Here is a 20,748-nt window from a genome sequence, read left to right on the forward strand (position 1 = left end):
CAAGAACGACAGCACCGGCCTCTTGAGCGAGGCAGAAGGCCGGCAAGACGATCAGGACCTTCCAGTCTTGTTGGCAGCGCTTGAGGAGTTCGCCTTGCCCAAGGTTCCCATCCCCCGGTCCGGGCCCATCACGCTCGTCGCGGTGGCCGCCCTGGCACTCGGGGTCATGCCGGCCACCGCCGCGATATCCGCGGACCCGGCCGGTCCCGTGCAGCCCACCGCCGCCCACCAGGCACCCGGGGGCAGCAGCACGCACACCGTCACCCTGATCACCGGCGACAAGGTGACGATCGGCACCGCCGCCGACGGCACCGCCGTGCGGTCCTTCGAAGGCGTCGACGGAACCACCACAGGTTTCCACCGCGCCGTCATCGACGGCTCGACGTACGTCTATCCCGACGCCGTCCTGCCGTACGTCACCACCGGGAAGCTGGACAAGCAACTGTTCAACGTGACCCGGCTGATCGCCGACGGCTACGACGACGCGCACACCTCCCGGCTGCCGCTGATCGTCCGTTACACCGCCGCCGCCGCGAGGTCCCGGACCCAGCCGAAGGTGGCCGGCTCGACCGTCGTCCGCCGGTTGGACAGCATCCAGGGCGCGGCCGTCGCGCAGAACCGCAAGCAGGCTCCGGCGTTCTGGTCCGCGCTCACCGGCGGATCCAGCTCGGCCGCCCGGTCGGCGCACCCCGCCTTCGCGGGCGGTGTCGCCAAGGTCTGGCTCGACGGCAAGGTGAAGGCCGACCTGGCCGACTCGACCGCCCAGATCGGCGCGCAGAAGGTCTGGGCGGAAGGCGACACCGGCAAGGACGTCAAGGTCGCGGTGCTCGACACCGGTGTGGACACCGAACACCCCGACCTCGCCGGGCAGGTCGACGCCACCGCCAGCTTCATCCCGGAAGAGCCGGAGATCACCGACTACCACGGCCACGGCACCCACACGGCCTCGACGATCGCCGGCACCGGCAGCGCCTCCGACGGAAGGGAGCGGGGCGTCTCCCCCGGCGCCCGGCTGGAGATCGGCAAGGTGCTCAACGGCCGCGGCAGCGGCCAGGAGTCCTGGATCATCGCGGGCATGGAATGGGCCGCCCGGGACCAGCAGGCCAAGATCATCAGCATGAGCCTGGGCGGCGGCGGCGACGCCACCGACCCGATGAGCCAGGCGGTTGACCAGCTCAGCCGCGAGACCGGCGCGCTGTTCGTCATCGCGGCGGGCAACGGAGGCCCGCAATCCATCGGCAGCCCCGGTGCCGCGGACTCCGCGCTGACCGTCGGCGCCGTCGACTCCTCAGATCACCTCGCCAGCTTCTCCAGCACCGGCCCCCGCGGCGGCGACGCCGGGCTGAAGCCCGAGATCACCGCACCGGGCGTCGACATCCTGGCGGCCCGCTCCCAGTACGGGGACGGCTCCGGGTACTACACGACGATGAGCGGCACGTCCATGGCGACACCTCACGTCGCCGGCGCCGCCGCGCTGCTGGCCGCCGCCCACCCCGACTGGACCGGCCAGCAGCTGAAGGAGGCGCTCGTCAGCAGCGTCAAGGCCACCCCGTCGTACACCCCGTACGAGGCCGGCAGTGGGCGGGTCGACGCCCTGGCGGCGGTGCACGCCTCGGTCTTCGCGACCGCGAGCGCCTACTCCGGCTTCCACGCGTGGCCCCAGAAGCCGGGCGAGACCGACGTCCAGAAGGTGACGTACACCAACACCGGCGACGCCCCGGTCAGTCTGGACCTGGCGATCGACTCCGCCGCCCCGGCGGGGCTGTTCACCCTCTCCGACAACCGGGTGACTGTTCCCGCGCACGACACCGCCACGGTCTCCTTGACCGCGGACCTGGACCGGCTGCCGGCCGACCAGGCGATCAGCGGCGTGATCACCGGTACGGACGCCGGCGGCGTGGTCCGTGCCCGCACCCTGATCGGCGTCGCCAAGGAGGGGCAGCGGCAGACCCTGACCATCGTCGCGAAGGACCGGCTGGGCCAGCCGCTCTCGGGCTACGCCATCCTCATCGCGGAGCACACCCTTACGGCGGTCGAGCTCGACGGGTCCGGCACCGGCACCACGCGGCTGCCCGCCGGAAACTACAGCGGTTGGCTCATCGCCGACGTGCAGGGCGCCAACGGGCCCCACTCGCGGGGTATGGCGCTGCTCGGTTTCAGCAACGTGACGCTGGACCAGGACCGGACCGTCACTCTGGACGGGCGGAAGGCCCGTCAGATCCTGGCGCGCGTGCCGAAGCAGGGCACCCTTGTCGCGCCGCGGCTGGACGTCCGCCGGACGTGGGTCGGCGGCGGCTCCTTCGAGACCTCCATGCTGCCCGACCCCTCCTACGACAGCATCTGGGCGCTTCCGACCGGCAAGAAGGTCACCGACGGCGAGTTCGAGTTCGGCGCCCGCTTCCGCCTCGAGCAACCGGCACTGACCGTGGGCACGAAGACGGAGAACTTCGCCGACCCGCTCGTCAAGCGCGCGGCCACGCCTCTGCCGGCCGGCACCCGGACTCTGACGGCGGTCTACGCCGGTGACGGTTCCGCCACGGAGCTGGCCCGGCGCGATGTACGCGGCAAGGCCGTGGTGGTGCGGGGCAGCGACCCGCGCGGGATCCAGGCGCAGGCGGAGGCCGCCGCGGCCGCGGGCGCGCAGGTGCTCCTGGTCGTCAACGACGGCATCGGCCGACTGCAGCCCTGGGACGAAAACACCTGGAGCCCCGAGAGCCCGGCCCCGCTGACGGTGGCGACCCTCAACGCCGACCAGGGCGCCGACCTGATCGCCGCGCTCCAGCGGGGCGAGGACAAGCTGAAGGTCACCTCGCACCCCACCACCGACTACCTCTACGACGTGGTGCACCACTGGTCCGGCGCCGTCCCCGCGGACCCGACCTGGCAGGTGGAGCAGCGCGACCTCGGCCGGGTGGACGTCTCGTTCCGCAACTACCGGCCAGGCAAGGCGATGGAGTTCCGCACCGACGTCTGGCGAGGCTGGGCGGTCTCCAACCAGGTGACGGCCCCCGCCCAGGGCGAGCGCACCGACTGGGTCACTCACGATGTGGACTGGGTGGAGAATGCGATCATCGCTTCCGAGACCATGCAGCACTCGATCGGCGTCCTTCGCTACCCGGCCGGGAAGACCAGCAAGGTCAGCTGGTTCGGGCCGATCCAGCGGCCCCGGATGGGCCCGGTGACCTCTCAGCCGGTGCGCTACCTCGACGGGGTCTACATCCCCGCGCCTGGCTGGGGTGACTCCGGCACCGGCCATGTCGGCGATGCCCGCGGCAACTTCGACGTCAAGGACTGGATGTCGCTCTACCAAGGTGACCGGCAACTCGACTGGGGCAACGCCGAGTACTTGCCGGTCACCGGGCTCGCCCCGGAGCGGCTGCCCTATCGGCTGGTGGTCGACAACGACCGGGCGGCCTGGGCCAACCCGTACTCGACGCACACCCTGACCGAGTGGAACTTCACCTCCGCCGCCACCGGAGCCGAGGCGGCCGAGTCCCTGCCGCTGATCCAGCTCGACTACGGGCTCGACACCGACAAGGCCGGCCGGGCTGACCGGCGCGCCACCCTGACGGTGACCGCCTCCCACCTGCCCGGCACGACAGCCGCCATCGCGAAGCCCTCCCTCGAGGTCTCCTACGACGACGGCAACACCTGGCAGCGGGCCGACCTGACCCGCAACGGTGCCGGATGGCGCACGGGCCTGCACGCGCCCAAGTCGGCCGGCTTCGCCACCCTCCGGGTCACCGCCCGAGACAGCTCTGACAACAGCGTCTCCCAGACGATCACCCGGGCCTTCGGCCTGCGCTGACGTCACCTCACACAGCATCACGCACGGGCGGGGCCGCAGCCGGCGGCCCCGCCCGTCGGCTCTTCGCCGACCGCCCGGTTGTAGCATTGTCGACCGACCAGGAGACCCGAGAACCCGCCGCCCGGCAAGAAGCCGACCTGCGTCGACACCGCGAACCTGAGGAGGCATTCGCCGACGGAGAGGCGGCCGTGAAGGCCGAGCGAACCGCCACCGGGAGCGACGGGGCCCGTCGCCGCGCCCTTGCGTACAAGCGGGCGCCGCAGGACGGCCGGGTTCCCCCCGCCGTGAGATCCCGGCGGATCGCGCGCAGGAACGTCGCCAGCGACGGCACCGGGTCCAGTACCGGGACGGCGGCCGGTGGGGTACCGCCCGGGATCACCGGCCGGAAGGTCACCACCTCGGCCGGATCGGTCGAGGTCCGCGGGCCGCGCGTCAATGACAAACGGATGGACGAGACGACGGGTGAGCGCCGGCGGTTCTCCTCGGCGATCCTGCCCCCGTGGTGCCGCAAGTCCCCGAAGATCGCCGAGGTGCTGCCGCTGCTCTACCTACACGGACTGTCGTCGGGGGACTTCGTGCCCGCGATGGAACAGTTCCTGGGCAGCTCAGCCGGACTCTCCCCGGCCACGGTCACCCGGTTGACAGCCCAGTGGCAGGACGACCACGCCGCGTTCCAGGAGCGAGACCTGTCCGGCACCGACTACGTCTACATCTGGGTCGACGGCATTCACCTACGCATACGGCTGGACCAGGCCAAGGCCGCCGTCCTGGTCGTGCTCGGCGTCCGAGCGGATGGCACCAAGGAGCTGGTGGCGATGACCGACGGCTACCGCGAATCGTCCGAGGCGTGGGCCAGCCTGCTACGCGACTGCGCGCGCCGGGGCATGCGCGCCCCAGTCCTGGCCGTGGGCGACGGCGCGCTCGGGTTCTGGAAGGCCCTACGCGAGGTCTTCCCCACCACCGGCGAACAGAGGTGCTGGGTTCACAAAACCGCCAACGTGATCGACTCCATGCCCAAGTCCGCGCAGCCCGCGGCGAAGAAGGCCCTGCAGGACATCTACAACGCGGAGGACCGCGACCGCGCCGAGCAGGCGATCAAGACGTTCGCGAAGCTCTACCAGGCGAAGTTCCCCAAGGCCGTCGCGAAGGTCACCGACGACCAGGACGAGCTACTGGCCTTCTACGACTACCCCGCCGAGCACTGGATCCACCTGCGTACGACGAACCCCATCGAGTCGAGCTTTGCCACCGTGCGCCTCCGGACCAAGGTCACCAAGGGCGCCGGATCCCGCGCCGCTGGGCTGGCGGTGTTCAAGCTCGTCGAGTCCGCCCAAGCTCGCTGGCGGGCGGTCAACGGCGCCCACCTGGTCGCGCTCGTCCGCGCCGGAGCCCGCTTCCAGCACGGCCTGCTGGTCGAACGCGACCAGGCGAAGGCGTGACGTGAACCGGTCCAGTCACGCCGCGTCGCGACCGGACCGCTACCCCGGTATCCGGGCATGCAAGGCCTGGATGAACCAGACGAACACCGGTGCCAGGTTTTCCGGGGCCGACCAACCGTTGATCACTGCGAGCAGCTGAAGGTACCGCTCCCGGCGAGGGTCGTTCGCGGTCTCCAGCCGGGTCAACAACCGGCGCCGAAGGTCGACGTCATCGGGGCGGCCCAAGACACGCCCATACTGAGCCATGACCGCCGCGACGACTGGATCGGCCTGAGGCGAGCCCGGGTCGATGCCGGCTACCAGGGCCGGGCCGACCTCGTCGCGGACCGCTGCGGCAGGGTCGCGGCGCAGGCCCGTGGAGCCGCCCTGGGCGCGATCGGCCATATAGTGCCCAGCCATGCGCCGCATGTCGGCGCGAAAATCCGGATCCTGGGACAGCTCGGCCAACTCCACCCACGCCTCGACCTGCTCGGCCTCGGGGTTGTCGGGCAGCTCGGGAGTCATCGACCGCATGATTCCCCCGAATTCGGGATTGGCGTTCAGGCCGCCGAAGGCGGTGTCGAGGAAATCGCCGATCAGACGCCGACGTTCGTCTTCGGAGAGCTTGGCCAGCTTGTGCATGAGATCCATCTCCTCAGGGGTGGACCCGCGCTTGGCCACCGCCGTCAGCACCGCGCGCCGCAGACGCAGCGTTCGGATCTGCACCGCCAGTGCTTCGGCGTGCGCCGCGGCGACCTCGGGAAGCGAGATTTCCCGGTCCACGACCTTTCGGATCGTGGGCAGGTCCAGTCCCAGGTCGCGCAGCGTCCGCACGAGGTCGAGGCGTGCGACGGCGTTGATGCCGTAGAGGCGGTAGCCGGTCGGGCTACGGTCAGTCGGCGGCACGATCCCGCAGTCGGAGTAGAACCGAATGGCCTTGACCGTCAGACCGGTCCGCCGGGCCAGATCACCGATCGAGTAGAGCGTGTCGCCGTCCATGCCCCCACCCTCGCGCCTCCCCCTACGGGAGACTCAAGCTCATCCGTCTGCCAGCACCAAACCACTCCGCACCACAAATCTTGACAATTCCTCCTGCCGCAGCGGCGTCTCCCATTTTCTTGTCATGTCGAGACACACCGCCGGCCACCGGTGTCCCGTCTCAAGTGATCTGGTCCGAAGCCGCGGCTGTGACCTGGGGCGACCAGAACGGTTGAGACACCTGGGTGGCCGCAAATCTCAGTTGATCTGGAAACTGCCGTCTGAATACTGGTTGGCGTCTCAGTTGATCTGGTCTGCTTCCGGCGTTTCGAATTGGACTAGTGGAAGGACCTGCGAGATTGACCATGCACGATGACCAAGTGGACGTGACCAGCGAAATCGTTGCGACCTTGATCCAAGAACAGTTCCCTCAGTGGAGCGGCAAGGCGATCCAACTCGTGTCGTCGACCGGGACGGTCCACGCCATATTCCGCATCGGAAACGACCTCTCTGCGCGTTTCCCACTGCGTCTGGCCGATGCTGCCGCGGCGCTGGCGGTTCTGGAACAGGAAGCCCAGGCGAGCGCGGAGCTGGCACAGGTGTCTCGGTTCCCCGTTCCGGAACCCGTCGCCCTGGGAAAGCCTGGAGCGGGTTATCCCATGCCGTGGTCGGTCCAGACATGGCTGCCGGGAACGGTCGCCTTTGATGCCGACCCGAGTGGGTCGGACACTTTCGCCGAGGACCTTGCGGCCTTCATCGCAGCCCTCCGGGAGGCCGAGACGCGGGGGCGGCTTTTCAGCGGCGAGGGTCGTGGCGGCGTTCTCGCTCACCACGACGATTGGATGGCGAAGTGCTTCGAGGAGAGCAAGGGGCTGCTCGACGTACCCCGGCTGCGCCAGGTGTGGAGCCACCTTCGGGAGTTGCCACGCACGGGTGCCGACGTGATGAGCCATGGTGACTTGATTCCCGGCAATGTACTGGTCGCGGGAGACCGGCTCAGCGGCGTACTCGACACCGGCGGCTTCGGTCCCGCCGACCCCGCGCTGGATCTGGTCAGTGCCTGGCACCTGTTGCAGCCAGGCCCGCGGAAAGTTCTCCGGCGGACACTGGTCTGTGACGATCTGGAGTGGGAGCGCGGCAAGGCATGGGCGTTCCAACAGGCGATGGGTGTTGTCTGGTACTACGTCGAGAGCAATCCGACGATGAGCAGAATGGGGCGCAGGACACTCGACCGCATCCTGGAGTCGATGGAGTGATGTCGCGCCGATCGTAGGCAGTGATAGTGACGATCGCTTGCCGCCCCCACCGACACAGCACCAGCGGGAACAGATCGGCTGAGACGGGCCAGGATTATCCCGCATCTGACGATCTGGTCCATGGTGACTGAGGGGCCCTGCGCTTCTCGGACAGCGGTGTTGAGGTTCTGCCTATGCCGCTGCCTGCAACTCTTCGTACTCGGGGTGGACTTCTGCGGGAGTCTTGTAGCCAAGTCCGGAGTGGAGGCGCTTTCGATTGTAGAACATCTCGATGTAGCGGACGATAGCCCGGTGGGCATGTGCGCGTGTTGGGAACGTAGTTCGGTGCACGAGTTCGTTTTTGAGGGAGCCGAAAAATGATTCAGCCATCGCATTGTCCCAGCAGACACCGGTGCGGCCGACCGACGCTCGCAGGCCCAACGAACTGAGCTTGCAACGAAGTTCCCGAGACGTGTATTGACTGCCGCGATCGGAATGAAATATGCATCCTTCGGCGAGGTCGATGTTCCGGGCCGCCATATCGAGTGCATCCGATATGAGAGAGGTCTTCATGTGGTCGGCCATCGCCCAGCCGACCACCGCTTTGGTGTGGCAGTCGATGACGGTCGCGAGATAAAGGAACCCGGCCCAGGTGTGAACGTAGGTGATATCGCTGACCAGTTTGCGCCCGGGAGCGTCAGCGGTGAAGTCACGGGCCAGCAGGTCGGGCGTGGCCGGCGCCGCATCATCGGCGATCGTGGTCGCCCGCCAGGGCCGCGGCTGACACGGCACCAGGCCGAGCTCGCGCATCAGCGCGCGGACCAGTTCTGCTCCGGCCTGCACGTTCATCCGCTGGAGCGCGGCGTGGACACGCCGGTAGCCGTAGGTCTCCTGAGAGTCGGAGAAGACCTGGAGGATGACAGCCCTCAGGTCCGCACGACGCTTCGCGGTGGCCGACAATGGCCTCGATCTCCAGTGGTAGAAACCTGACGTGGATACTCCCGCCCAGGTGCACATCTGCTGCACAGGAAAGTTACCGGACTCGCCGTCGATGAACTCGTACTTCTCCGTCACCGGTATTCCTGGGCGAAGAAGGCCGCCGCTTTTCCCAGGAACTCGGTCTTCATGCGGAGTTCCCGGTTCTCGCGTTCCAGTTCGCGCAGGCGGGCACGTTCGCTGATGTTCAGCGGAGGCTCCTCCCCGGCGTGCTCCTGCCGGTACCGGCTGACCCAGGTGCCCAGCGTTCCCTCGTTCACTTGTATCTCTCGGGCGACCTCGGCAATCGGGCGGGACTCCACGACCACCATCTTGACCGCCTCGTCCCGAAACTCAGGACTGAACTTCCTACGCTTCTGTGCCACGTGCTCTCTCCGCCGTTCTGGACTTCGATCCTAAGGGCTGTCCCGTAATCCCTGGTGGATCAGCGCGCGGCGTCAGATGCGGTGCATCGCAAGGCGGAGGGACGTCCGCATACTGGGCGTATACGGGCGTTCCGACAACGCGGCGAGGTGCCGTAGCTGTCGTCGTGCGCCCGCCAGGGGTTACGGGACAGCCCTTATGGGGACCGCTGTCCGAGAACTTCGGGGCGCCTCAACCTCTCGGGGCCGCCCGCGCATGGCAGCCGTCGTCGCGGCGGCGCGTACCGGTGAGGCGGAAGGGTACGACGGAGCTGTGACGCGTGCTGTCGCCCCGGGCGGGGCGACAGTCTCAGATCCGGCCGCGGTTCACCAGCTGGCGGTGGTCAGCCGCACGGACAGGTCCCAGAGTCTGCGGGCGTTGTCGGGGTCGAGGGCGTAGTCGGCGACGCCGCGGCGGACGCCGGGGGTGAAGGGGCCGGCTTCCTGGCAGTCCTCGAAGTAGGTACCGGTGACGCCCTCGACCAGAGGGGATGCCGCCAGGAGGACGGATGTCGCGGCGCCCTGGGCGATGGTCTTCTCCGTGACGCCGGTCTTGCCCGACGGGTCGAACGAAGCAGGCGGGGCGTCCATGTGGCGGCCGAGCCCGGTCCCCCAGATCCGTCCGGGGTTGAGCGCGTTGACCACGATGCCGTCGGCTGCCCAGCGCTTGGCGGCCTCCACAGCGAAGAGGATGTTCGCAGTCTTGGACTGGGCGTATGCCAGCCAGGGGTCGTAGGACTCCGCCGTGAAGTCGGGGTCATCGAAGCGGACCGGGCCGTTGATGTGTCCGACCGAGCTGAGCACGGCCACCCGGGCGTCGCGGGCGGCGGCGAGGGCGTCGTGGAGAGCGACGGTCAGGGCGAAGTGGCCCAGGTGGTTGGTGGCGAACTGCAGCTCCCGGCCGTCCGGGGTGCGCAGTTCGGGGGTGGCCATGATGCCGGCGTTGTTGACCAGGATGTGCAGCGGCCCGGCCCAGTCGGACACGAAGGCCGCGACGGAGGCCAGGTCTGCCAGGTCGAGCCGGGCGCCCCGGGTGCGGGCGTTGCCGGTCTCTTCGGCGATCTCCCGCGCGACGGCGGCGCCGGCCTCCAGGGTCCGGGCGGCGATGGTGACCTCGGCGCCGGCCGAGGCGAGCGCGCGGGCGGTCTCGCGGCCGAGGCCTCCTGCGCCGCCGGTCACGATGGCGCTGCGGCTGGTGAGGTCGACGCCGGCGAGTACCTCGGAGGCGGTCGACTGCGGACCGAAGGGTGTGGTGACGAGCTGTGTCATGTTCCTGTTCCTGTTTCTCCCGCCGGACCGTGCCGGGGACGGGGTGCCAGCGAAGCGACCACCTACACTGGCCGTAAGCGGATGCAAGTCCGCTTCCTGGTCGCCATAAGCGGAGCCGAGTCCGCTTCGCCTCTCACCGTAAACGGACTCGGCTCCGCATGCAAGGAGATGTGATGCCCCGCTCAATGCGCGCGGACGCCCGGGCGAACCACGAGCGCCTGCTCGAGGTCGCTGCCCAGGTTTTCGCCCAGGAGGGCGCCGAAGCATCGATGAAGGCGATCGCAGCCGAGGCCGGAGTCGGAATCGGGACCCTCTACCGCCGGTTCCCGACTCGCGAGGACCTCATCGAGGCCACCTACCGCAACGAGACCGACCGGCTGTGCGCGTCGGCACGGCAGCTGCTGAACGAAATGGCCCCGTCGGCCGCGCTCCGCGCATGGATGGAGGCCTTCGTCGACTACATGCTCACCAAGCGGGGCATGGCGGACGCGCTGCCCGTGATCCTCGCCACCCGCGAAGGACTGCGCCTGCATAGCCGCGACGCCCTCAGGACAGCCGTGACGACGCTCCTGGAGGCCGGGATCGCCGCCGGACAGGTACGCCGGGACACGGCGCCGAACGACATCCTCATGGCGCTCGGCGGCATCACGCTCATCAGCGGACACGAACACGAGCGCGATCTCGCCTCCCGGCTCATCACCCTCCTCCTCGACGGCCTCGCGCCCAACCGCCGAAACGACCCGGCGGCCATCGCGTAGCCACCGGACCTGATATCCGCTGTCGACCCCTCTCCCGCGTCGGGGCGTCGCGGGCGACATCGACGCCGATTTCCACCACCAGCCGAGTTCCATCACCACGACGTCCAGGATCTTCCGGCTGCCCCAGCTGCGTGGAACAGGCACCCCGTCCACGGGTGCCCGCTCTGCGTACGACCGCGGCGCGGGCGGTCCGGGGGAGGGCGGCGGATGCACTGCAGCTGCCCGGGGTCGTCGTATCTGCCGGAGCGAGAGGCGGCGAGGGTAGCCCGTGGGTGCCTCCGGCGTACTGTTTGGGGGGACGGGCCTGCCGGGGGATCACACAGGCCGTGGTGTTCTCAGGAGTCGGCCTGGCTGAGGGCCCGGGGCTGCTCAGCTCCCGGGACCGGTCGGACGGGGGTCCGGTGCGGTACCAGTGGCGGGGGCGTTCCAGCTGCTGAGGATGCGCAGGGATTCGGCTGTGGAGGAGTCCGGCTCCGGCAGGTACACGCACAGCGTCTGGTTGTCGTCGCCGGGCAGTTGCATGGACTCGTACGAGAACTCGAGGTCGCCGACGAGCGGGTGCCGGTAGTGCACAGCCCCGTGGGTGTGGCGCAGTACGCGGTGGTCGTTCCACCAGGCGCTGAACTCCGGCGAGTTGAGGGTCAGGTCGCCGATGAGGTCGGCGAGCCGGCGGTCTCCCGGGCAGCGGCCGGCTTCCAGGCGCAGCATGGCGACGGTCTCGCACGCCACCTGTTCCCAGTTGCCGGTGCGTTCACGTGCCTCGGGGTCGAGGAGGTAGTAGCGGGCGAGGTTGCGGCGCGGGACGGGCAGTGCGTCGAAGTCGGTGAGGACGGCGCGGGCGAGGCGGTTGGAGGCAAGGACGTCGGTGCGCCGGCCGATGACGAAGGCGGGCACGTGGTCCAGGGTCTGCAGCATGAGGTGCAGACCCTGGCGGACCCGCTGCGGGTTTACCGGCGCCCGCCGCCCGCCCGGGCGGGCAAGGAGGTCGGTGAGGTGCTCGCGCTCGGCGGTCTCCAGGCGCAGGGCGCGGGCCAGAGCGTCCACTACCTCGGGCGAGGGGTGTGCAGCCCTGCCCTGCTCGAGGCGGGTGTAGTACTCGGTGCTTACGCCCGCGAGGCGGGCGGCCTCCTCGCGGCGCAGGCCGGGGACGCGGCGGGCGCGCCCGTCGGCGGGCAGCCCGGCCGACTCGGGGCTCATCCGCGCGCGGCGGGTGCGCAGGAAGTTGGCGATCTCGCTGCTGCGGTCCATACATCCAGTCTGGACCGACCGCACACCGGTCGTCGCCCGCTGGGTGGTACTGCCGATACCTGTCTGACCAGGGCCATCTCCGGGCCGTTCGGGCGCTTCCCCCGGTGGTCAGCTTGAAGCCAAGGAGCCGCCGCGAACGTCGGAGGCGCCCCGCTTCGAAACCAATGATCTTCCGGAAGGTGTCATCCCATGACCACCGAGACCTCTGCCCAGGCCTCCACCAAGTCCCTTCACGGCCGGGTGGCTGTTGTCACCGGCGCGTCCAGCGGCATCGGCGAGGCGTCGGCCCAGCACCTTGCGTCGCTGGGCGCCAAGGTCGCCGTGCTGGCCCGGCGCGCGGACCGCCTCGACGACCTCGTCGCCCGCATCGCCAAGAACGGCGGCACCGCGGTGGCGATCACCGTCGATGTCACCGACGCCGCCGCCGTACAGGCCGCGGCCGACCGCGTGGAGGCCGAGCTGGGCGGCGCGGACCTGCTCTTCAACAACGCCGGCGTCATGCTGCCCGCACCCATCGAGGAACTGCGCGCCGACCAGTGGCAGCGCCAGATCGACCTGAACATCTCCGGCCTGATGAACGTCATCGGCGCGTTCACGCCGCAGCTGGTGCGGGCCGCCGGCGAACGCGGTGTCGCCGACCTGATCAACACCTCGTCGAGCGCCGCGCAGAGCCTCTACCCGACCTTCGCCGTGTATGCCGCCACCAAGGCGTTCGTCTCGCATCTGTCGAAGCACCTGCGCGTGGAGCTGGGCCCGAAGAAGGTACGCGTCTCGGCGATCGAGCCCGGCATCGTGGGTACCGAGCTGCAGGGCCACGTCACCGACGAGGGCGCCAGCGCGTGGCTGGAGGGGTCGAAGGAGACCATCGACTGGCTCCAGCCGGAGGACATCGCGCAGACGGTCGGCTTCATCGCCTCCCTGCCGCTGCGGGTCAACCTCCCGCAGGTCTTCATCATGCCGACCGCACAGCCCAGCTGACACCAGACCGGCCCGGCCCGGCAAAAGCGCCGGGCCGGGCCGGTTGTGCGGCGCGTGCACCATCGAAATGGAGCAACACCGGTGCGCGCAGCCCTCATGGCACCGGCGACGTCCGCCCCGAGAACGCCACGTCCCCATGTCCTGCGACAGTGGATACAGCGGCGGGGGGTCGTAGATCCCGGTGAGGGGGCCGGTGAGGAGTTCGAGTTGGATACCGGCGGCCTGGAGCTCGGCGGACAGCGGTCGATGCCCAGCAGCAGCCCTGGCGGTACGCGCGGGCTGGAGTGGGCTTCCGCCTGAAGGTGGATTGTTCGAGCTGACCGATGCCTCAAGCAGTTTGTCGTGAGGGCCCAAGGCTTCCTGGCCGAGCCGCACGTCCGGCCACATGGTGCGGCCCTGAGCCAGTACGACTGCACAGAAGGCACCTTTGTGTCCAGTCGTGTCCAGCCGGTGCAACCTGGCGATCCGCGCCGAATAGGCCCCTATCGAGTCATTGGGCGGCTCGGGACGGGCGGCATGGGCACCGTGTATGCCGCAGTTGATTCAGCCGGCCTGCAGATGGCCGTCAAGGTCGTGCATCCGGCGCAGGCAGCAAATGCGGAATTCCGGGCCCGTTTTCGCCGGGAAGTGCAGCTGTCGAGGCGGGTGACGGGGCCGTGCCTGGTACCGGTGCACGATGCAGACACCGACAGCAACCTCCCCTGGCTCGCCACACCCTTCGTGCCCGGGCCCACCCTGGACCGGTATCTAGCCACGAGCGGGGCCCGCCTGTTTGCACTGGCTACCGGCACTGCGGCCGCGCTCGCCGCGGTGCATGAGGCGGGCATCGTCCACCGGGATGTGAAACCGCAGAACGTCATCCTTGCCCCGTCCGGCCCGCGGGTGCTGGACTTCGGTATCGCCCATGCCTTGGACGGCACCTCGGTCACGCGCACGGGGATGTGACCGGCACGCCCGGCTGGATCAGCCCCGAGCATTACCGCACCGGCGCGGTCGGCCCCGAAGGGGACGTGTTCGCCTGGGGCGCGCTCATTGCCTACGCCGCGACCGGTCGCCTCCCCTTCGGTACCGGCGCACCCGACGCGGTGGCCTTCCGAATCATGTCCACCGAGCCGGACTTGGAAGGTGTCCCGGACGACCTCCTGCAGCTGGTCGAGCAGGCGTTGTCCAAAGAGCCCGGCGACCGGCCGACCGCCGCCGAACTCGGCCGCACCTGTACGGCACTACTCGCCGCGCAAGCAACGGCCGTCACCTCTCCTATTGGAGAACAGCCGACGCTGGTATCCGACCTGGTGAGCGTCCACTGGGATCTGCCTCACGAGGACGACACTGCCTGGCACGCTGCCCCGTCCCGCAGTCGCCTCAGGCTGTATCTGGCAGTCGCCGCGGCGGCTCTCGTGGTGGGCAGCATCGGCGGAGCCATCGCCGCAGCGTCGACCTCCGGACACGAGCAAGCCGCCGGTCCAAGCCACCGTCCGAAGGCGGCACCCGCCAGCGCTACGGCCATGGTGGAACCGTCCCGCAGCCCGGAGCCCAGCAACGCATCGCCGACTCCCTCCACGGCAGCCCCTCAGACTGAGCCTGGGCACCAGACCGCTCCCTCGCCTGCGTATACCCGCAACGACGCCACGCAGCCCAGCATCGACGAATGGGCCGACGCACGCGTACCGGCAACCCCGGTGGAAAAGGCCACAGCCGAACGCCTGCGCAGCAACGCGGCTCAAGTCCTGCAAGGAAAGGAGTACATGGGCGACGAGGTGATCGTCACCTTCAACCCCGAGGCACAGACCATGTTCGTCACCTTCGGTCCCGGCATCTTCCCTGAAGGCCAGGATTACCGCGACGACCTGGATTGGACGGACAACGTGCGTTCGGTGATGTTCGGCAGCTGCACCGAGGCGCAGCAGAACTTTCATGACGACATCACCTGGCCCTACGGCCGCGCAGCCGTCGTCTACCGCGAATCCATGGCCAGCCCCATCATCGCCGATTTCCGCGACGTCACCCATAGCGACAGCTGTCGCGTATGACATACATGGTCTGCGCCCCGACGGAACTCCCGCTTCCCCCTGGTGAGCGCCAGGGCAACAGACACTCCGTGTCCCGGCGGCAAGGACGGATCAGCCCCGGGGGGCGGCCCCGGCCACGACCGTGCCCGGGTGCTCGCTGGGTAGCGTGTACGGCGTCAGGACGGACAGCACCATGACGACGTCCTCTCCCCGCCCACGCGACGGCGCGGCCGACTGGCGGCGACGGATTGGAACAACGTACGGCAACGCAGCAACGGAGCGCGGCGACGGTCCCCGCGATGGACAAGGTCCTGAACATGGAGAAAGTCAGACGCGAGCTTGCCGAGCACGGACACGCCACTGTCATCATGCGCCTCGCCAAGAACTTCCCGGCGGTGCGCTATCTCGGCACGGAAACCGAGCCGGATTAGGCCCGCACACCACCTCGCCGCCAGCAAGGTGCAGCCAGCTCGGGCATGGCACATCATCGGGGGGATCGTGAACTTACAGGACCGCGCGGATGCGATAGACCAAGAGATGGTTACTCGCCTTCTGCCCAACGCCGCGGTGACGACCTTGGGCCGCTGGTGGAGTGCGAACGCAGTGAGGTGCGCGGACGGTACGCCTGGTGCGCACTCGATCCGCTACAGCCCGGGCCGGTGGGCACAGATCAACCCGTGGCCTCCAGGCATGGCGCCGGTTTCCCAGACGGGGGACGCCGCTGTCAGCCGGGCGGAGGTGACCTCGATGGTCGCCGATGCGCTGCGCCGCGACGCCTTCCGGGAAGCCTTGGTCGCAACCTACGTGTGGGGGAAGGGCAAGCGTGGCAGCCCTGGCGGGAGCGGACCGAGCACGCTGAGCAAGATCCTGGCCGCCGATGGCCTCGATGAGGCTCTGGCTGCCGCAACGACCGCGCTGGGTGAGATCGGGGCGCGGGAGGCCTATGCCGCGCTCCACCGGCGAATCCCAGGGTTCGGGCCGTCGTTCTTCACCAAGTTCCTGTACTTCACCGGTAGGACGCTGAGACCAGGGCGGGGCCCAGAGCCGCTCATCCTGGACCGAGTTCTGTCGCTGCGTCTGCGGTCGCGAGCGGCCGCGGTCGGTCTTGAGACGGGCTTGGACCTGGACGGGTCGGTGGCGGCCTGGGTATGGGCAGACTGGGACTGGTCGCCTCACCGGTACGGGATCTACCTCTCCTACATGCAGGCAGCCACCCGTCAGCTGGCCGGCACGGGCCTCTGGCCCGCCCACGCAGGTCCCGACCTTCTGGAGTACGCGCTTTTCACCACCGAGTGGCAGGACCCCAGCTGACGGCATGGCGGGCGAGCGCGGCCGGGGGAAGGGCGAGAGATGTGTGGGAAGTCACTGGGCCGTCGCCGCACGCCGCGTCTGGCCTCACCGCCGAACGACTCCCGCCCGGCCGATCCGGCTGCCAAGCCCCTCTACTGCGGGCGATGAGGCTCCTATGGGTGCTTTGCCATGCCGGTCAGGGTGCGAGGGCAGATCGCGGCGCTCCGCAGGCTGTCCGCCACGATGCACCAGGTCCGTCCGGAGGCCGAGAATCTGTCCTTGTCCATGCTGGAGCGCGGGAGGGCCGGTGTGACGTCTCACGGTCGGGAGAGCGGGGCCCGTCGCCGTTTCCATCAGCGCTACATCAAAACGACAGGCTCGGCTGATTCGCTGGTCCAGTCCCCCTCGAAGAGCGTCGCGAGCAGAGTGTCGTGCTCGGCGGGTAGTTGGCCGGCTCGCCTCTTCGTGCGGGCCTTGGCCAGCCACGGGCCGATCTGGGCCGTCTCCCCGTCCACGGTGATGGTTTCGCGGGCAGTGGGGGCGCGGCCTTCGCTGTGGAGGAAGAGCTCAAGGAGTTGGACGGTCTGTTCGAAGGTGCGGCGGGTCCGTCGGGGCGTGAGGGGGTTCGTTTCGGGGGTTAGGTCGAGGGCGGTCAGCAGCTGCTGTTGGCCGGGGTCGATTTTGTTCCACTGCGTGAGCTGGCGGGCGAGCCAGCTGCCGATCTTCACCGTGCCCAGGGTGGTGTCCGTGGTCAGGGCAGTGGGGTCGTTCCCGGCGGTGAGGTGGGCGCGCAGGAGGTGGTACTTGCGGTGCCAGTCCGCTCCGTAGGGCAGCTTCCAGTGGGGGTCGATGGCGGCCAGGTCGGCGGCACGGGCTTCGCCGCGGCGGTGGTGGGTGGCCAGGGAACGTTGTTCGGCGAGGAAGGCACCGAGGGGGGTGGTTGAGGGGGCAGCGAGGTGGCCGTGGATGCGGTGGTAGTCGGCGGCGGCGGTGAGGCGGGCGCGCCAGGCGGCCTGGTGTTTGTCCCAGATCATGCCGAGGGCGTCGAGTTCGGCGGCGAAGCCGGCATCGAGGCGGTCGGCGTTGTGGGCGTCGCGCATTGCAGTGATGAAGCGGCCGAGCTCGTAGCCGACGGTGTCGGTGTGGTCGGTGGGAACGTCGAGGTGGCCGTGGGCGTCGTGGAAGGCCTGGTCCGCGGTAAGGCCCTCGCGGCGGGAGCGTGAGAGGGGCCCGCGGGGGTTGAAGGAAATCAGGTCCATGGCACGGGCGATGCGCTCGGGGCGGACGGTGAAGTCGAAGTGCCACCGGTGCTGAATGATGCGGCTGGTCTCTGTGGGAAGTCGGTTGGCCTTGTTCGGGAGGCGTTCCAGGATGCGGTGGTCGCGGCTGGCCAGGGCGGTGGTGATAGCCCACACCGGCTCGTAGGCGGTGCCGAGGATGTCCTCGTCGTCGGCACCGGGCGGGATGTAGACGGGGACGATGAGGCTGGCGGTCTTTCCGGACACGTCCAGGCGCAGGCCGCGGCCGAGGCCCTGGACGCAGCGAACGATGCTGCTGGTGGGGTCAGCGAAAACGACCGCGTCGACGCTGGGGATGTCGATGCCCTCGGCGATCACCTTGGCGTTGGTGAGGATCGCACACGGGGAGGAGGCGAAGCGGGCGAAGATCTCGGCGCGTTCGTCGGAGGTGTGGTTGCCGTGGACGACGAAGACCTCCGGGTCCAGCCCCGGGAAGCTCTGAGGAGCAGCGCGGCGTAGGCGGCGCAGTGTGTGGCCGAGTTCGCGGGCGAATCGGGTGGCGTCCTCGACGAGGTGGAAGAAGAGCAGGACCCGTCGCATGGAGTGCTCGGCCATCGCGTTGAGGACGGCCAGGTGCAGGGCGGTCGTACGCAAAGCGTCCTGTGGTCCGGCCTGGTCGCTCGTGCTGGTGCCGGGGGCGGGGAGGTTGAGGAGGTCGCGCAGTTCGGTGTCGGTGACGGTGGGGACCACGATCCGGTAGTCCGCGGCCACTCCGTCGGTGATCGCCTGCGCCAGCGGGTACTCGAAGACCTTCTTTCCGTAGACGGCCTCGTTATCCATGGAGTTCGCCGCAGCATCAAGACCCGGCGGGCTGCTCCCCCGCTGCCGCGGGCGGAAGATGTCCGCGGAGCCGGCCAAATCTGGGGCGGCGAAGCTGCGGGGCGTGGCGGTCATGTAGAGACGCCGGTCGGCAAGGATCCGCTGCGGGTCGTTGATCACGGCCCATTTCTTGTCCGACCGGCCGGCGATGCGGTGTGCCTCGTCCATGATCGCGAGGTCGAACGGCGGTACCTGGTAGCCGGTGTGCTGTGTGCCCTCGATCTTGTCGAGCGAGTCGTACGTACAGATGACGGTCAGCGCCCGCAGCTGGTCTTCCCTCTCTCCCACCACCGACATCAATGCAGCCAAGCCGTGTGAACTGCTCGTTGACCCGATTCGGGCGTGCCGCCAGAGCGTCATGCGCTGATGTATCCATTGAGGACACGATCACCATGTGCTCCAGGTGACCGTCCTCCCGCCATGCCAGGGCGGTCTGCGCGGCAAGGTCCAAGGTCGGCACGACAACCAGGACCAGCCTCGCCGCAAGCTCGTCCGCGGCCCGCATCGACACCAGAGTCTTCCCCGTGCCTGTCGCCGCAACATACAGCGCACGCGTATGCGGCCGGCGCAGATGCCGCACCACCGCCCCCAACCCCTGCACCTGGTCCGGACGCAAGGACGGCCGTTGAGGGCGGCGGGGCGGAGAGAGATCGGCTGGTGTGACCATGGCCGACATTCTGTCGCAGAGCGATGACAGCACCCTTGCCTCTCAACCGAAACACGGGGAAGCCCCGGATGGTCGGGAAGACCAGCCGGGGCCCGTTGGGGGTGTGAGTACGGAGGGTGATCGCCTCTCGGCGGAGGGCTCCATGGGGCTTCAGCAGGTGGGCGACCGGTTCTTGACTCCGGTCGGCTGATGCCTAAGAAGTCATCTCAATTGGTGAGCCTGCGGTAGCAGATGAGGGTGCAGGCGATGCTTGTGAACGCGAGGAAGTGGTCGGCTTTGCGCTCGTAGCGTCGGTGGAGACGGCGGCAGCCGGCGAGCCAGGACATGGTGCGTTCGACGGTCCAGCGGTGGCGGCCCAGTCGCTGTGAGGACTCGATTCCTTTCCTCGCGATGCGGTGCTGGATGCCGCGCTGGCGCAACCATCGTCGCAGGTGGGGGTAGTCGTAGCCTTTGTCGGCGTGGAGCTTTGCGGGCTTGCGGCGTCTCGGTCCGCGGCGGGAGCGGATCGGCGGTATGCCTTGCACGAGGGGGATCAGGGCCTGGCTGTCGTGCAGGTTCGCCCCAGAGATCGCGACGGACAGGGGCAGACCGGTCCGCTCGGTGATCAAGTGGATCTTCGACCCGTACGTGCCCCGGTCGACAGGATTCGGACCCGTCAGATCCCCCTTTTCAGGGCCCGCATGTTCACCGAGTCGATCGCGCACCGCGACCAGTCCAACTCGCCGCAGGCCCCGAGCTCGTCGAGGACCAGGCGGTGGAGCTTCGCCCACACCCTGGCCTTCGTCCACTCGGAAAAACGCCGATGAGCTGTCGCTCCCGACGGTCCGAACGAAGCCGTGGGCACCTGCTGCCACGTGCAGCCTGACGTGGCCACGAACACGATCGCGGCCAGCACCTCACGATCGCCATGCCGGCGCCGTCCACCACCCTGAGGCCGCGATGGCGCCTCCGGCACCACCCGCTGGAACAACTCCCACAACTCATCCGGCACCAGCCGCTCAACGATCCCCACCATGGCCGACAGCTTACCGACGAAGCCAAATGAGATGACTTCTTAGCTTGCTGTGCCACACGTCAGAGATCACGTGTTGCGACGACCGCTGGAATCCGCCAAATCGAGGGCGGGCGCTGCGCCCCGGAAAGCCCGCGCCCTGGGCGACTGCTGCGCCCCGGGGGTCAGTCCTTGCCTCGAGAGACAACGGCACCGCCCTCATCCCCGTCTGGCACGGCGAGAAGCGGGAAAGAATGGTTCAGTCCTGGGCCGTGGCTGCTCAAGGGAGGCGTAGTGAACTTCAGGGCTCTGCTTCTCTACGGGTTGCTGCCCGCCTTCGGATTGCTCCTCGTCTGGAACGTGGCCCGCTCCGACCGCTGCCGAGCCGCGGCAGACGACGAAGCAGCCAGCCCTGCGCCGCCGTTCTGGCGGGAGTACCTGAGAGCGTGGGGCATCGCGCTGCTGGCAGTGCTACTGCTCGTCCTCCACATGGCCTTCAGCGGCCACATTCCCTGAGCACCGCGTTTGAGATCTGGTCGTGGGGCGATCGCTCGATGACGCTCCCCTTGAATCGTGACCGCTCCC

At 68.8% G+C, this 20,748-nt stretch carries 16 protein-coding genes and 1 pseudogene; 10 read left to right on the top strand and 7 right to left on the bottom strand.

What is annotated here, in order from left to right; translation table 11 throughout:
- Nucleotides 1-94 precede the first annotated feature (94 nt).
- Entirely contained in the window at nt 95-3,808 is a 3,714-nt protein-coding gene (locus OG878_RS39435) for a S8 family serine peptidase (protein ID WP_328891563.1), read from the top strand.
- A gap of 188 nt (nt 3,809-3,996) precedes the next feature.
- Nucleotides 3,997-5,247, top strand: coding sequence for an IS256 family transposase (locus OG878_RS39440; RefSeq protein WP_443049296.1), 1,251 nt, complete (start codon nt 3,997-3,999; stop codon nt 5,245-5,247).
- Nucleotides 5,248-5,286: 39 nt separating this feature from the next.
- Here OG878_RS39440 and OG878_RS39445 read toward each other — a convergent pair whose 3' ends face one another.
- Nucleotides 5,287-6,225: a MerR family transcriptional regulator gene (locus OG878_RS39445; protein ID WP_328891564.1), complete on the bottom strand. Its 939-nt coding sequence runs from the start codon at nt 6,223-6,225 to the stop codon at nt 5,287-5,289.
- A gap of 344 nt (nt 6,226-6,569) precedes the next feature.
- Between OG878_RS39445 and OG878_RS39450 the strand changes: the two genes are divergently transcribed.
- Complete coding sequence (locus OG878_RS39450; protein WP_328891969.1) at nt 6,570-7,460, top strand: aminoglycoside phosphotransferase family protein; 891 nt, start codon at nt 6,570-6,572, stop codon at nt 7,458-7,460.
- 171 nt (nt 7,461-7,631) lie between these two features.
- Here OG878_RS39450 and OG878_RS39455 read toward each other — a convergent pair.
- Nucleotides 7,632-8,800 (bottom strand): IS3 family transposase gene (locus OG878_RS39455; protein ID WP_328891565.1). Its coding sequence is split into 2 segments (ribosomal slippage): nt 7,632-8,548 and nt 8,548-8,800, totalling 1,170 coding nucleotides; the frame shifts between segments, so codons are not numbered across the junction.
- Nucleotides 8,801-9,163: 363 nt separating this feature from the next.
- Nucleotides 9,164-10,105 (bottom strand): SDR family NAD(P)-dependent oxidoreductase, encoded by a 942-nt coding sequence (locus OG878_RS39460; RefSeq protein WP_328891566.1) that lies wholly within the window; start codon nt 10,103-10,105, stop codon nt 9,164-9,166.
- A gap of 173 nt (nt 10,106-10,278) precedes the next feature.
- Between OG878_RS39460 and OG878_RS39465 the strand changes: the two genes are divergently transcribed.
- Nucleotides 10,279-10,863, top strand: a complete 585-nt coding sequence (locus tag OG878_RS39465) for a TetR/AcrR family transcriptional regulator (protein ID WP_328891567.1) — start codon at nt 10,279-10,281, stop codon at nt 10,861-10,863.
- A 369-nt stretch (nt 10,864-11,232) separates the two neighbouring features.
- Here the strand turns inward: OG878_RS39465 and OG878_RS39470 are convergent, their stop codons facing one another.
- Nucleotides 11,233-12,111, bottom strand: a complete 879-nt coding sequence (locus OG878_RS39470; RefSeq protein ID WP_328891568.1) for a helix-turn-helix transcriptional regulator — start codon at nt 12,109-12,111, stop codon at nt 11,233-11,235.
- Between the two features lie 189 nt (nt 12,112-12,300).
- Here OG878_RS39470 and OG878_RS39475 point away from each other — a divergent pair, with 189 nt between their 5' ends.
- The 5 genes from OG878_RS39475 (at nt 12,301) to OG878_RS39495 (ending at nt 16,409) form a co-directional block, all read left to right on the top strand.
- Complete coding sequence (locus OG878_RS39475) at nt 12,301-13,089, top strand: SDR family oxidoreductase (protein ID WP_328891569.1); 789 nt, start codon at nt 12,301-12,303, stop codon at nt 13,087-13,089.
- Nucleotides 13,090-13,605: 516 nt separating this feature from the next.
- The gene (locus OG878_RS39480; protein WP_328891570.1) at nt 13,606-14,034 is read left to right on the top strand and encodes a protein kinase domain-containing protein; all 429 of its coding nucleotides are present in this window, start codon (nt 13,606-13,608) and stop codon (nt 14,032-14,034) included.
- On the top strand, nt 14,031-15,119 hold the full coding sequence (locus OG878_RS39485) for a hypothetical protein (protein WP_328891571.1): 1,089 nt from the start codon (nt 14,031-14,033) through the stop codon (nt 15,117-15,119). The genes OG878_RS39480 and OG878_RS39485 overlap by 4 nt, the downstream gene beginning before the upstream one ends.
- Before the next feature lie 278 nt (nt 15,120-15,397).
- Nucleotides 15,398-15,529 carry a hypothetical protein gene (locus OG878_RS39490; RefSeq protein WP_328891572.1) on the top strand — a complete coding sequence of 44 codons (132 nt, stop codon included), beginning with the start codon at nt 15,398-15,400 and terminating at the stop codon, nt 15,527-15,529.
- A gap of 106 nt (nt 15,530-15,635) precedes the next feature.
- Entirely contained in the window at nt 15,636-16,409 is a 774-nt protein-coding gene (locus tag OG878_RS39495; protein WP_328891970.1) for an 8-oxoguanine DNA glycosylase OGG fold protein, read from the top strand.
- 338 nt (nt 16,410-16,747) lie between these two features.
- Here OG878_RS39495 and OG878_RS39500 read toward each other — a convergent pair whose 3' ends face one another.
- The 3 genes and pseudogenes from OG878_RS39500 to OG878_RS39510 all read right to left on the bottom strand — a co-directional run bounded on the left by OG878_RS39500 (nt 16,748) and on the right by OG878_RS39510 (nt 20,187).
- Entirely contained in the window at nt 16,748-18,802 is a 2,055-nt protein-coding gene (locus tag OG878_RS39500) for a DEAD/DEAH box helicase (RefSeq protein ID WP_328891573.1), read from the bottom strand.
- Between the two features lie 139 nt (nt 18,803-18,941).
- Nucleotides 18,942-19,181, bottom strand: a pseudogene (locus OG878_RS39505) (DEAD/DEAH box helicase family protein); the annotation flags it as partial.
- Between the two features lie 197 nt (nt 19,182-19,378).
- A protein-coding gene (locus OG878_RS39510) for an IS5 family transposase (protein ID WP_328891574.1) occupies nt 19,379-20,187 on the bottom strand; the annotation gives its coding sequence in 2 pieces (ribosomal slippage) (nt 19,379-19,839 and nt 19,839-20,187; 810 coding nt in all).
- A 270-nt stretch (nt 20,188-20,457) separates the two neighbouring features.
- Between OG878_RS39510 and OG878_RS39515 the strand changes: the two genes are divergently transcribed.
- Nucleotides 20,458-20,679 (top strand): hypothetical protein, encoded by a 222-nt coding sequence (locus OG878_RS39515; protein WP_328891575.1) that lies wholly within the window; start codon nt 20,458-20,460, stop codon nt 20,677-20,679.
- The last annotated feature ends 69 nt before the right edge of the window (nt 20,680-20,748 follow it).

This window comes from Streptomyces sp. NBC_00316 (assembly GCF_036158715.1).
Classification (GTDB): Bacteria; Actinomycetota; Actinomycetes; order Streptomycetales; family Streptomycetaceae; genus Streptomyces.

Coding starts and splice junctions, on each gene's coding strand:
- OG878_RS39475 (WP_328891569.1), top strand. CDS start 12,301: ATGACCACCGAGACCTCTGCCCAGGCCTCCACCAAGTCCCTTCACGGC.
- OG878_RS39495 (WP_328891970.1), top strand. CDS start 15,636: ATGGTTACTCGCCTTCTGCCCAACGCCGCGGTGACGACCTTGGGCCGC.
- OG878_RS39450 (WP_328891969.1), top strand. CDS start 6,570: ATGCACGATGACCAAGTGGACGTGACCAGCGAAATCGTTGCGACCTTG.
- OG878_RS39500 (WP_328891573.1), bottom strand. CDS start 18,802: ATGTCGGTGGTGGGAGAGAGGGAAGACCAGCTGCGGGCGCTGACCGTC.
- OG878_RS39445 (WP_328891564.1), bottom strand. CDS start 6,225: ATGGACGGCGACACGCTCTACTCGATCGGTGATCTGGCCCGGCGGACC.
- OG878_RS39460 (WP_328891566.1), bottom strand. CDS start 10,105: ATGACACAGCTCGTCACCACACCCTTCGGTCCGCAGTCGACCGCCTCC.
- OG878_RS39480 (WP_328891570.1), top strand. CDS start 13,606: ATGGGCACCGTGTATGCCGCAGTTGATTCAGCCGGCCTGCAGATGGCC.
- OG878_RS39490 (WP_328891572.1), top strand. CDS start 15,398: ATGGACAAGGTCCTGAACATGGAGAAAGTCAGACGCGAGCTTGCCGAG.
- OG878_RS39470 (WP_328891568.1), bottom strand. CDS start 12,111: ATGGACCGCAGCAGCGAGATCGCCAACTTCCTGCGCACCCGCCGCGCG.
- OG878_RS39465 (WP_328891567.1), top strand. CDS start 10,279: ATGCCCCGCTCAATGCGCGCGGACGCCCGGGCGAACCACGAGCGCCTG.